Origin of the sequence: Pilimelia terevasa (genome assembly GCF_014647915.1) — a bacterium.
GTDB lineage: Bacteria > Actinomycetota > Actinomycetes > Mycobacteriales > Micromonosporaceae > Pilimelia > Pilimelia terevasa.
The window spans coordinates 25,672-37,949 of the sequence record NZ_BMQC01000002.1 but is presented as its reverse complement, the minus strand read 5'-3'; the positions used below and the strand labels follow the sequence as shown (position 1 = coordinate 37,949).

Below are 12,278 nucleotides of genomic sequence, written 5' to 3'. Positions count from 1 at the left end.
GGGCACCCGGGCGTCGGGCCGGCACCCGCGCACCGCGCTGGCGCCCGCGCACGTCAGCGCCGGGTCAGCGCGACCCCGCCCAGGACCAGGACCACCCCGGCGGCGGCCGTCCAGGTGAGGGTCTCGCCCAGGACCAGCCAGCCCAGCGCCACGGCGACCACCGGCAGCAGGTAGGTGACCGTGGAGGCCACCGCCGGCCCGTCCGCGGTGATGATCCGGTAGTTCAGCACGTACGCCGCCGCGGTGCCCAGCACGCCGAGCGCCAGCAGGCTCAGCACGGCGTCCGCCCGCCAGACCGGCGCGACCAGCCCACCCACCGGCATCGCCAGGGCCAGCAGCACGGTGCCGACCCCGAGCTGGCCGGTGGCCAGCGTCAGCGGCGGGATGCCGCGGTTGGTCAGGAAGCGGCCCATGTACACGTAGCTGATGCCGTAGCAGCACGCCGCCCCGAGGATCGCCAGCCCGCCCCAGGTCGCGAACTCCCCCGTCCGGTCCCACGGCGTGAACATCACCACCGTGCCGGCGAACCCCAGCCCGAACCCGGCGACCCGCCGCGCCCCGGCCGTCCGGTCGGTGCCGGCGACGAACGCCAGCAGCAGCGTCCACAGCGGCGTGGTGGCGTTGATCAGGCCGGCCACGTGGGAGCCGATGGTCCGCTCGCCGATCCCGAACAGCACGTACGGCACGGCGTTGGCGACCAGCGCCGCGACCGCCAGGTGGGCCCAGGTGCGCGGGTCCCGCGGGAAGCGCTGGCGCAGCGCCACGGCGATCGGGGCGAGGACGAGCGCGCCGAGCAGCAGCCGGACGAACACGATCTGTACGGGCGTGAACCCGCGCAGGGCCAACTTGATCCACAGAAAGCCGGAGCCCCACAGCAGCGCCAGCGCGGCCACCTCGGCCACCCCGCGCAGCCGCGGCCGCGGTGCCTCCCCCATGCGCCACCACTCCCTGTCCCCCGGTGCCGCCGCGATGCTACCGGTGCCGGTACCCCGCACCCGCCGGCGGCCGGCGGCTGCCCCCGGGCGGGCGTCAGGCCATCCGCCGCCGACGCCCGGATTGAACGGCTGGGCGGTCCGGTCCGTACCCACGCCTGTCCGCCCGCATGCACCCCGGAGGTCCCTCATGCGCTCCTGGCGCGCCGCCGCCGTCGTCGGGGTCGTGGGTCTCACCGCCCTCGGCCCCGCCCTGCCCGCCGCCGCGCACGGCGCGGTCCAGCGCCCCGCCAGCCGGGGCTACGCGTGCGGGCCCGAGGGCGCGGCGTCCGGCGCGGCCGCATGCGCCGCCGCCCGCGCCGCGGCGGACGTACAGGACTGGGACAACCTGCGCGTCGCGGATGTCGCCGGCCGCGACCGCGAGGTCATCCCGGACGGGCGGCTGTGCAGCGCGGGCATCGACCGGTACCGCGGACTCGACCTGGCCCGCGCCGACTGGCCCGCCTCCCGGCTCTCGCCCGGGGCGGCGCTGACCGTGCGGTACCGCACGACGATCCCGCACCGCGGGACCTTCCGCCTGTACGTGACGAACGACCGGTACTCCCCCACCCGCCCGCTGCGCTGGTCGGACCTGGAGACGCGGCCGTTCCTGTCGGCGACCGACCCGGCGGTGGTCGACGGCGCGTACACCCTCTCGGGCCGGCTCCCCGCCGACCGGACCGGGCGCCAGCTCATCTACACGATCTGGCAGAACTCCGACACCCCGGACACCTACTACTCGTGCTCCGACGTCGACTTCGGCACCGGCACCGGCACCGGCACCGGCACCGGGCAGCCGCCGGCCCGCGGGGATTCCGCCGCGGAGCCCGGTGCGGACGCCGCAGGCTCAGGGAGCGGCGCCGCCCCGTCGGCGCGCGCCGCCGACCCGGTGCCCGCGGCGTCCGCGAGACCCGATGCCGCCTACTGGATCGGTGCCGTCGCGCTCGGCGTGGTCGGCCTGGCCGGCCTGGTGCTCGTGGCGCTGCGCCGCCGCCCGCGCTGACCGCGACCCGCGGCGGCCCGGACGCCCGCCCCGGTCACGACGGCCGGCCCGGTCCGGTGGGCGCCGCCCGCCCTGCGGCGGCGGGCGCGGCGCGCACCACGGTGCCGTTCACCGGGTCGCAGGAGCGGTCCCCGAAGTCGCCGTGTGTGCGGTAGCGGCGGTGGGCCGCCTGGATGTTCCACTCCGGGTCCAGCGCCTGGCGGGGCGTGCCGCCGATCTCCGCCAGCAGCCGGTCGGAGAGCTGGAACACGCCCCAGTTGCGGGTGCCGTCGCCCCCGGGCGTGACGGACATGGCGTCGAGGTGCGAGCGGCACTCGGCGACCCGGACGGCCTCGTCCGGCGCCTCGACGAAGACCGCGCGGATCCGCGCCTCCACCTGGTCGCGGGGCCAGGACCGCAGCGGCGCGACGCCCGCGTGCAGGGCCTTCCGGGTGGCGACGTCCGCGACTCCGGTCACCGGCAGGTCGGCGAGGAACTGGAACGCCGTGAGCTTGCCCTGGGTGATCGGGCCGAAGCTGCCGTCGACCACGATCTCGGCGCCGGCCCGGGCGAGCAGCCCCTGCAGCACGCTGACGCAGCCGTTGGTCTGGCCGAGGGCGACCGGAGCGGTGCACTCGCCGTTCAGCAGCGGCGCCCGGGTCTGTGCGCGGGGCGAGTCGTGCGGCCACCAGAAGCCGGCCACGGCCAGCGCCAGGACTGCCACGGCGGCGAGGGCGGCGCGGCGGCGCAGGCGCCACCGGCCCGGCGGCACGCGCCGCGACCCCAGCCCCGCCACCCCCGACACCGACGCGGTGAACGCCACTCCGCCAGCTTCCCCGACACCGCCGCTCCCCGCGACGCTGCCGGCGCCCGCGGCACCGCCGCTCTCCGCACCCGCGCCTGACCGGGCGACGCTGGCAGATCCGATGCCACCGGCAGACCGGGCCACACTGCCTGACCGGGCGACGCTCGCAGATCGGACGCCACTGCCAGATCCGGCGAGGGCGCCGGCCTCCGCGGCGCTGCCCGCTTCCCCGGCGCCGGCCGGCTCCGCGGCGGCACCGGTCGCCGCGCTGCTCCAGCTCGCGTAGAGCCGGCCGCGCTCGGCGGACGTCGCGCCGCAGAGCGCGGCGATGCGCTCCACGGTGGCGAAGTCCGGCGGCACCGACTCGCCCCGGCAGTACCGGTGGATCGTGGACTTGCTGATGTGCGTACGCCGGCCGATCACGTCGTAGCTGAGGCCGCTGCGCCGCTTCAGGTCCGTGAGCATCGTCGCCAGAGCGTCCGTCGGCACGCTGTCCCCCCGTCAGTACCCCCGCACCCCTGCGGGGTCCGCGCGTGGGTCAGCGTAGTGGGCGCGGCATCCACAGTGGGTGCCCGGACGGCCAGGATTTCCCGCCGGAGGTCCGACCCGCGCGACGCACACGGACCGGACCCGGCAGCGGCCTCACACCCCCGTGACGGACCTGATCCACTCGCGGCTGGCGGCGACGCTGGCGTACCAGGCGTCCTTGTCCGGGTTGGCCGTCGAGGCGACGCCGACCTGGACGCCCTGGTGGAACGCCGGTCCGCCCGAGTCGCCCTTCCAGGCGCTGCCGGTGACCTTCGTCAGGTACAGCGCCGGCCCCTTGGCGTGGTCGAGCTTGTCGGCGTCGTACCGCATCCGGGCGGTCCGCAGCACCGGGCTCACCGGGCAGTTCTCGCAGGTGGCACCCCAGCCGTAGATGTCCACCTCGCTGCCGATCGCGGGATTGGCGTCCGCCAGCCGCACCGGCTGGGCGTCCGGCACGGGCCGGTCCAGCTTCAGCAGCGTCAGGTCGGCCTTGCCGCCCAGCCGGACCTCGACCGTCTTGTACCGTGCCCCCTTGGCCTTCTCCCGGTGCCCGATGGACAGCTCCGGCCGGCGCGTCGTCAGCGGCACGCAGTGCTTGGCGGTGAGTACCCACTGCGGGGCGACCAGGGAGGCGCTGCAGTTGCCCAGGCCCGCCGCCCACGGCACGTCCACCGTGACCTCCTCGCCGCCGATGACGCGCCGCTGCGGGGCACCGCAGGTGGGCTCGCCGTCGCGGGCGGGGACGGCGATGCCGTCCCAGGCGCCCCTGACCGTGGCGAACTTGGCGCAGTCGCCGGGGAACAGCCGGGTCGCCGCCTTGAGCGCCGCGGCGCGCGCGGCCGCGTACGTCCAGTTCTCGGTCTTCAGCAGCAGCGACTCCATCCAGACCCGCCCGGCGTCCCTGATGCCCAGGCCGGCCACCTTCTCCGGGCCGCCGGCACAGACCGGGCTCTGCGGATTGCCGTTGGTCGGGTGCGACCCCTCGGCCATCAGGTAGAACATGTGGCTGGCCGGGCCCGAACCGTCGTGGATCTCGACGTCCTTCAGCTTCGGCGACCAGCAGTTGGGCATCTTGCGGGGCGCCTTCGACGGGTCGTAGCCGTTGCGCTCCGGCCCGCGGCCGAACGGATTCGAGGACTCGGAGTAGTCGTAGTCCGGCCGGTTCTTCGCGTTGTTCGCGTAGTGCTCGGTCAGCGCGCCGAAGATGTCGCCGTTGGCCTCGTTGAGCTGGAACGTCTCCTCGACGCCGTTGAATCCGCCGGGCGTGAACTGGAACACCGCATGGCCGAACTCGTGCGCCACGATATCGATCTCCGTCAGCACCCGCGCCTTGTCCTTGCTGACCCCGAACGCGGTGTTGTGCCCGTTCCAGTAGGCGTTGACGTCGTTGATGTTCAACACCATCGGGAAGCCCTTGCCCTTGCCGTCGAAACCGTCGCGGCCGAGCCAGTCGCGCAGCATGTCCCAGAACTTCTGCGCGGCGTAGAGCCCGTCGGCGCAGCCGCTCTCCTTGTCCGAGCCGCCGCTGCCCCACGAGTCGTCGGCACCCTTGATCGGGCCGTTGCCCTCGGCGGAGCAGAACAGCCCGGTACGCCTGGGGTCGGCCATCTCGAAGCCGCCGCCCGCGGGGCGGGTGTCCAGCGCGACCTCGCCCTGGTGGAAGCCCCTGCCCGTACCGCGGGCGATCTGGTCCCAGTCGGCGAGGACGCCGCCGTCGCGCGCGTCCACCACGACGTGCCGGATGCTCGGCCCGTCCCGGTCGGCGCCCTCGACCACGACCTTGTACGCGAGCCGCCGGGCACCGTCGTAGGTGAACACCACGAGCTGCGGGGCGGCGACGGTGCGCCGCACGCGGGTCAGCAGGCCGCGGGCGGTCCGCTCGGCCCGCGCGGCGGGGACGCGGGCGGCGGTGTCCAGGCTGATCCGCGGCAGCGCCTCGGGCAGGTCGAGCACCGCGCCGCTGCCGTCCACCGCGACCACGAAGTCGCCGCCGACGACCGGCAGGCCGCGGTAGGTGCTGGCGTACGAGACGTACCGGGTCCCCGAGGGGCCGCGGTAGGTGTCGAGGCGGACGAACGCGCGGTCGGCGTCGGCCCGGCGCAGGCCGGTCAGCGCCGCGTCGGCGGCCGCCGACGCGGCCGCGGCCGGCAGCGGGGTGCGCGGGTCGGCGACGCTCCCGGCGCCCGCCGGGGGCGAGACAGCCACCAGCGCGGCGCTGGTGACGACGGCGGTGATGGCACAGAACGTCCGGCGCGGGCTGCTGCCCATGTCGTGACCTCCGGGTTGCGGGTGGGGAAAGTAGACGGGCCCGAATCGCATTTCATCGATGCAGGCCAATCTAATCCCGTACCGCGAGAACCGTCGATCAGCGGCTCTCCCGCAATTTTCTCCGTATGCACAGTGGCGGGCGCGGAAAGCCGCGAACCTCCCCCGGCCGACGGCCCGGGGAGGTCACCCGGACGGGTACCGCCTCAGTGCGCCGCCTGGAACTCGGCCACCAGCGACGCCGGGATGCGTCCGCGCTCGCTGACGTCCTTGCCGGTCTCCTTGGCCCAGTCGCGGATGGCCTTGTTCTGCTCCCGGTCGCCGCCGGCCGGACCGGAGCCACGCACCGAACGGCCACGACGGCCCGACTCCATCCCGCCGCGGCCGACCCGCGTGCCCTTCTCCACGTACGGAGCCAGAGCCTTGCGCAGCCTCTCGGCGTTCTTCGCCGACAGGTCGATCTCGTACTGGACACCGTCGAGCGCGAAACTGACGCTCTCGTCGGCCGTCGCACCGTCGAGGTCGTCGGTCAGTACGGTGATCGTCTGTCGAGCCATCAAATTCCCTCCGCCACACACTGTCGATGTCAGCGCCATCGTAGATCACAGCGGAGGACCCCGCCTCAGTGTCCCGACCACGACGGAGAACGGGTCGCCGCGCGGCGCACCAGCGACCCACCGGCCCACCAGGACGCGACCTGGCCTGGCCACCTGTCGGTGCGGCGGACCCTTCGCCGAAGGTGGCCGCAGTGCCAGCCACCGGCCGGCGAGGTACCGGCCGCTACTGCGCATCTGATGGGTCTGAGTCGGGCGGTCGTTTGGTACGGAGCCAGATCATGATCGAGGCGATGGTGATCGTGGCGTGGTAGCGGTCTTTGAACTTGCCGTAGCGGGTGGCCACGGCCCGGAGCTGTTTGAGCCGGCCGAAGCCCCGCTCGACCTGGTCCGGTCCCGATATGTCACCGGGTCGAAGTTCGGCGGACGCCCGCCACGCGATCCTCTACGGACGCGGCCGGCCTGCACGTCGTCGCGTTCGGGGATGGTGTGTGGGGTACCCAGCGCCCACAACGAACGCCGGTTGGCGCGGGACCGTAGGCATTTCCGCGGTCAGGGGTGGGCGCACGATGGTGGAGTCGACCTGGCCGCGCCAGTCCAGCTCCCCGGCGAAATCGGCGCGGGCCTGCAACTGCCGCCAGATCCGAACGAGCCCGCGTCCGCAGCCAATGCCAACACCGCTGGGGGCGACCTGACGAAGGCCGACCTGACCACCCAAACCCGGTGAACGTTCGCGGTCAACGCACTAACACTTCGCCCAGTCGAAATCTGACAGAGTAACGTCAAAGCGAGTCAAGTCCACGCTCGCCGCCAGCTTCGGCTTATCTTGCTGCCTGGCCCAGGTGAAGAGGTAAATCTTGACATAGGTCGTACTACTGCAATCTGAATAGCTGGCGGGCGCAGGATGTTGCTGCCGGGTCCAGTCGTGGCTGTCCTCGACGCGGAACTCCGTGCGATCCTCAGCGGTCGGGCTCTGCTGGTGCGTCATGACGAAGGTCTTCACGGCCACGACACCGCCGCCGTCCACGCGCGCGCTGCCCGATATGCGAATCTGTCGGGGCCGGTATGCCCAGCCTTCGGGAGCGGTGACACGGAGTTTGATGAAGCACTGCTTGCCATACACGTTCGGATCAACACCATTGATCGCCAGCATGTTGCTGAACGCGCCGCGGACATGGGTACCGCCAGAGAGGACGTCAATTATCGTATTGGATTCGTCGCAATCTGCAGTCCCGAAGGCCGCCACGGCGAGCCGCGCCCCAGACGGTGGCCCGTTCCTGCCGACAGCGGGAGCGGCGGTGAACAGGATCATCGCCATGGACACCACAAGCACCGAAACGAACCTCGCAGGAACGCGAGCCCTCGGAACGTGAAAGCATCGCATGTCCATGATGATCCTTTCGTAGCCGTTGATGTGCTGAGCACTCCACATAGTAACTCCGGGCACAGAGTCAATACTTCCATCGCCCTCGATGCTCGCACGCAGCGCCCACGACCGAGGCCGTGCCGATCTCGGCCGAGAGTTCGATCTCCACCGTTTCGGACCAAGTAGCCGGTGACTGGTCACGGTGCGCCAAACTCATCTGTGATCTTCAGATCAATTAACAGACGATCTACACCCGGCGTGGTCAGGAGTTGATCGGCAGCGGGCGACAGGTTCAGCCGGTGGAGGCATCTGAGCTGATCAGTTCGGGTGAGTACTTCGGAAGGTTTCTGCAGTCAGAATGGTCACCCACCTGGACCGCATCAGGTGCGCCGTGCGTCGCGGCGACCGCGACGCACGGCGAAGTCGTCGACGCTCACCACCGCCGGCATGGACATCCCACGCAGCGGTGCTGGCCATCATCGCCCGCAGCACGATCACCCGCGACACCCACACCCCAAGCCGGCGCAGCCGGCGTAACGCCGACCCGACTCCCTACAGCCACGCCCACGTCAAGTACGAATACCGCCAGCGCGACCGTCCCGCCTCGCGTATCGGGTGGCAAGGCCGACAGCGGCTCCCGGATCGCGCACAACAGGACCGGACCAGTCCCTGTCCGCGCGGTTACCGCCATCCTTCCATCGACCTCGGCACCCTCATCCTGATCAGCCCACCAGCCGCGGCAACACCCGCGGGCCGAAGTCCAGGAACCAGGTCCGACGTCTATCCGGCAGCGCCAGGCGGGCACGGCGGTCGTACTATTCGGACTGACCGAGCAACGGAGGTAGGTATGGCTTTGTCAGGCCGGAATTGCCCTGACTGCGGTCGGCGCGTCAGCAGGCCTCTCCAGAAGACGATGACTGGGCGGAAGGTCTGCCCGGACTGCGCGAACGCCCTGGCCATGGGGTCCGCCGCCGGCGCGATCACCGGTGACGTGGGTGCGAGTTTCGGGGTTTGGGCGATGTTCAAGAGCAAGGTCCGTCGCCGCTCCACTTGAACCGCCATCGCGCTGGTCGCCGCGGGCGCTGACCCGCTGCACCGCTACGGCCTCAGCCGGGGTGGGGTAGTCAGTTGGTGGGTAGGTGCGGGCCGAGGTAGCCGATGACGAGCCGCGTTGACCTGCTGCGGCACGGGGAAATCCGGGCAGCGGCGAACCGAGGATCGCCGGTGACCTGACAGGACGGCGGCGTACGCGGCGGCGCCGCGCTCACGCTCCCCTGTAGCAACGGCCCCACCGAGGGCGTCAACGCCAGCCAGTCGAAATCTCCGGCTCCATCCGCGTCAGCCCGGACTCCGGCGAGCACCTGCCTGAACCTGCCGTCGAGCGGCCCTCCGGAGACGGGCATAGATGGCTGCTCCAATCCGTAGCGGGTGGACATTCCCCGTGTCGCCGCGCCGAGATTTCCCATGAGCCCATTGGGCACCCGCCGGTCATCGGTTCGCGGTTGACCAGCGGTTACCGCCGACGGCGGATACCGCGACAGACTCCTGCTCACGGCAGTGGTGTCACGACCACGCGATCTCCGTCCTCGCGGTCCAGAACCCGGGCGCCGCCCGCGACAGCGATGGAGTCGGCGTCTGCGCCGCCGTACACTTTGTCCCCGCCGTGCACCGCCCCGACCACGTCCCGGCCGGGGCCGCCCTGAATCTCATCGTTGTCCCCCGCCCCGGCACCGGCTGGGCCGCCGCACATGAAATCGTCGCCCGCGCCGCCCTCGACGTAGTCATCGCCGGCCTCGCCCAAAAGCAGGTCGTTGCCGTCCGCGCCGACCGTACGGTCGTTGCCGGCACCCCCGAACACCAGGTCGTCGCCTGGCCCGCCGTTCAGGCTGTCATGGCTCCCCATCCCGCACAACACGTCCTGGCCCTCACCGCCGTCGAAGGCGTTCGAGTCAGCGTCGGACCCGAGCATAAAGTCGATGCCGGGGCCGCCAACGCCCCCTTTATGGCCGGTGTGGACCCGGACCGCGATGTGCGCGGCAGCCGCAGCACCGGTTACCTCCAGCACGATATTGACCACATCGTGCAGGTCCTCGGCCACGTTCATCACCAGCGTCCGGCCGGGGCCCTGCTCGTAGCCGGGGTTTGACACGAGCCGGGCGCCGAGGTTACCCGGGTTGCTGTTGCTGAGCAGCCGCACAGCGGTGGCGCCGGCAGTGAAGCGCATAGCCATCCAGTGGCTGCCGGTGGCGCCGCATTTGGCGGCCACGACGTTCACGCCGGGTGGGGCCGGCTCCGCCACCGCGTACGCAGCGGTGACTCCAGCGGTGAGGAGTCCGACGGCGGTCAGGCCCGCGGTCGCGACGGTCACGGTTCGGCAGGTCAGGCGCATGCTGTTTGGACTCCCTGATGGCTGGCGTGCGGGCAGAGACACCCAGCCAACCAGTCGTACTTGATATCCGCCAAACGCGGTCATACCGTCGAGCGAATTCTGGTCACCAGCCGGCGTTCGGCGCTGGGTCGTCGAGCGAACCTTCGGCTGCTGATGCAGCACCGCCGCCTTGCCCGCGACTACGAGACCGTGCCGCAGCGATCCCGGGCGATGATCTATTGGGCCGTGGCTGACACGAATCAGGTGCCCGCTGAGAGCTACCGGCTGGCGTGAGTCTGCATGTTGCCCATGAACTACAGACGATGATTCGAATCGCCTGCGGTTGCACCGCACGTGTCGAAAAGGCGTTTCGACGTCTGCACCAGCGCGTCGGTGTCGTAGCTGCGATGCGGCTGGAGTAACACCACGAGATCGGCGGCCGCCGCGGCGGCGTAGAGATCAGTTGCCCGCCGCAGATCAACACTGGGCACTGACCACTCCTCCACCAGCGGATCGTGGTAGGTCAATCGCGCGCCCAGGTCCCGAAGGTGCCGCGCCAGGGGCGCTGCGGGCGTTTCGCGGTGGTCGGAGACATCGGGCTTGTAGGCGATGCCGAGTAGGAGGACCTCGGCGCCGTTGATGGCGAGCCCGTCATCGTTGAGGATGTTCTGGGCCCGTTGGGCCACGTACCGTGGCATGTCGCCGTTGATTTCGTTGGCCAGTTCCACGAACCGGAACGGCATCCCCAGCTTTGTGCGCACCCCGTGGCCGAGGTAGCTCGGGTCCACAGGGATGCAGTGGCCGCCCACACCGACTCCCGGGCGGAATGGTTGGAATCCGAACGGCTTGGTGCCGGCCGCGCTGACGACGTCCCAGACGTCGATGTCGAGAGCATGGCAGAAGCGGCTGAGCTCATTCACCAGGGCGATGTTGACCTGGCGGTACGTGTTCTCAAGCAACTTGGCCATCTCCGCCTCTCGCGTACCCCTGGTCTTCACCACGGAGTCGACGATCCGCCCGTAGAACGCCGCGGCCAGCTCGGTGCAACGGCCGGTGTAGCCCCCGATGATCTTCGGGGTGTTCTTGGTGTGGAAGCGGCGGTTACCCGGGTCCACCCGCTCGGGCGAGAACGCGAGGAAGACGTCGGTACCGGCCCGCAGCCCGGACCGTTCGAGGATCGGCAGGACGACTTCCTCTGTCGTCCCCGGGCACACGGTGGACTCCAGCAGCACGAGCGTGTCGGGCCGGATGTGGGCTCCGACTGTGGTCGCCGCCGCCCGTACCGCCGCAAGGTCCGGGGCGCCGTCGCCGTCCAGAGGCGTCGGCACGCAGATGGCCACGGCCGCCGCTTCTCCCAGCACTGCCGGGTGGGTGGTCGCCCGAAACCCGTGGGAGAACATGCGGCCCACTTCGGCGGCAGACATGTCGTCCGCTCGCGAACGTCCCGCGCCGAGCTCGCTGACCACCACCGGATCCGTGTCGACCCCGGCCACGGTGAGTCCGGCAGCGACCGCCGCATGCGCCAGTGACAGCCCGACGTAGCCGAGGCCGACGACGGCCAGGTCCACGGTCATGCCGCTTTCACCTCTTCTGGTGGAGACATTCAGGGACTAGCCGACGGCCAGCGATCCACGGCGGGCCGCGTGGCGCAGTGAGCGGTTCAGCGACAGATAGGCGACGGCACCCCAGCCCAGAGCCACGCACGCCTCGGCGAGAAGCCCGCCCCAGTGGAGCCCATCGCCGGACAGCACACCGCGCAGCGCGGACAGGCCGTGGGTGACCGGCAGGACATGAGCGACTGCCGCTGGGAGTCCTGAGTCCGCCACCGGCCGGTTCACTCCGGCGAACAGCAGCAGGGCGATAGTCGCGCCCGCGGACAGGTAGGTGCGGGCCTCGGGCCACCGCAGGCTGAGAGTCGCCAGCGCAAGGCCCAACTGGTAGGCGGCGAGACCCATGGTGGCGAGCAGAAGGAGGATGGGTCCCGCGTATGCGCCGGACACCGGTACCCCTACCGCGAGAGGGACCAGTGCGAGGGCGATGGCCGCAGTGACCACACCGTCGACAAGCCAGTACGCCCCCCGCGCCGCCAAGGCGACGTAGACATTCGAATCGCTGACCAGCAGGAAGGCCAGCGTGCCGCTGCGCCGCTCCCCCACGGTGGAGGACACCACACCGAAGGCACCCAGCGCGGCGAGCGCCGCCGCATGGCCGACCGCCAGGTACGCGCGGGCGCTCTCGGATCCGAGCAGGACGCCGAGGGAGGAGAAGAAGAGCACCTGGCACAGCAGCCGCGCCAACCAGCCGAACAGCCAGCTCTGCCAGGTGAACATTGCCCGGTAGTCCCGCCAGCCGGTAAGCACCCCGTAGCCGGCCGCGCAGAGGGTCGCCGATCCGCGCCAGCTCACGCGGCTTCCCCGCCCTCCGTGGTTGTCCCACATC

10 protein-coding genes are annotated in these 12,278 nt (G+C 71.3%); 2 read left to right on the top strand and 8 right to left on the bottom strand.

The annotated features are described in order from the left end of the window. Positions 1-53: 53 nt before the first annotated feature. Positions 54-935 carry a DMT family transporter gene (locus IEY75_RS03145; RefSeq protein WP_189112659.1) on the bottom strand — a complete coding sequence of 294 codons (882 nt, stop codon included), beginning with the start codon at positions 933-935 and terminating at the stop codon, positions 54-56. A gap of 187 nt (positions 936-1,122) precedes the next feature. Here IEY75_RS03145 and IEY75_RS03140 point away from each other — a divergent pair, with 187 nt between their 5' ends. Then, complete coding sequence (locus IEY75_RS03140; RefSeq protein WP_189112658.1) at positions 1,123-1,974, top strand: lytic polysaccharide monooxygenase auxiliary activity family 9 protein; 852 nt, start codon at positions 1,123-1,125, stop codon at positions 1,972-1,974. A 34-nt stretch (positions 1,975-2,008) separates the two neighbouring features. Here the strand turns inward: IEY75_RS03140 and IEY75_RS03135 are convergent, their stop codons facing one another. The 5 genes from IEY75_RS03135 to IEY75_RS03110 all read right to left on the bottom strand — a co-directional run bounded on the left by IEY75_RS03135 (position 2,009) and on the right by IEY75_RS03110 (position 9,860). Beyond that, on the bottom strand, positions 2,009-3,247 hold the full coding sequence (locus IEY75_RS03135) for a helix-turn-helix domain-containing protein (RefSeq protein ID WP_189112657.1): 1,239 nt from the start codon (positions 3,245-3,247) through the stop codon (positions 2,009-2,011). A 153-nt stretch (positions 3,248-3,400) separates the two neighbouring features. Next, complete coding sequence (locus IEY75_RS03130) at positions 3,401-5,554, bottom strand: trypsin-like serine protease (protein ID WP_189112656.1); 2,154 nt, start codon at positions 5,552-5,554, stop codon at positions 3,401-3,403. Positions 5,555-5,757: 203 nt separating this feature from the next. Next, positions 5,758-6,108, bottom strand: coding sequence for a histone-like nucleoid-structuring protein Lsr2 (locus tag IEY75_RS03125; protein WP_189112655.1), 351 nt, complete (start codon positions 6,106-6,108; stop codon positions 5,758-5,760). Between the two features lie 742 nt (positions 6,109-6,850). After that, positions 6,851-7,423, bottom strand: coding sequence for a DUF4360 domain-containing protein (locus tag IEY75_RS03115; RefSeq protein ID WP_189112654.1), 573 nt, complete (start codon positions 7,421-7,423; stop codon positions 6,851-6,853). Between the two features lie 1,597 nt (positions 7,424-9,020). Beyond that, positions 9,021-9,860, bottom strand: a complete 840-nt coding sequence (locus IEY75_RS03110; protein ID WP_189112653.1) for a calcium-binding protein — start codon at positions 9,858-9,860, stop codon at positions 9,021-9,023. A gap of 60 nt (positions 9,861-9,920) precedes the next feature. Between IEY75_RS03110 and IEY75_RS03105 the strand changes: the two genes are divergently transcribed. Beyond that, positions 9,921-10,133, top strand: coding sequence for a hypothetical protein (locus IEY75_RS03105; RefSeq protein WP_229789310.1), 213 nt, complete (start codon positions 9,921-9,923; stop codon positions 10,131-10,133). A 20-nt stretch (positions 10,134-10,153) separates the two neighbouring features. Here the strand turns inward: IEY75_RS03105 and IEY75_RS03100 are convergent, their stop codons facing one another. Together IEY75_RS03100 and IEY75_RS03095 are read right to left on the bottom strand one after the other, a co-directional pair. Next, complete coding sequence (locus IEY75_RS03100; protein ID WP_189112652.1) at positions 10,154-11,413, bottom strand: nucleotide sugar dehydrogenase; 1,260 nt, start codon at positions 11,411-11,413, stop codon at positions 10,154-10,156. Positions 11,414-11,449: 36 nt separating this feature from the next. Further along, positions 11,450-12,244 (bottom strand): ABC transporter permease, encoded by a 795-nt coding sequence (locus IEY75_RS03095; protein ID WP_189112651.1) that lies wholly within the window; start codon positions 12,242-12,244, stop codon positions 11,450-11,452. Positions 12,245-12,278 lie beyond the last annotated feature (34 nt).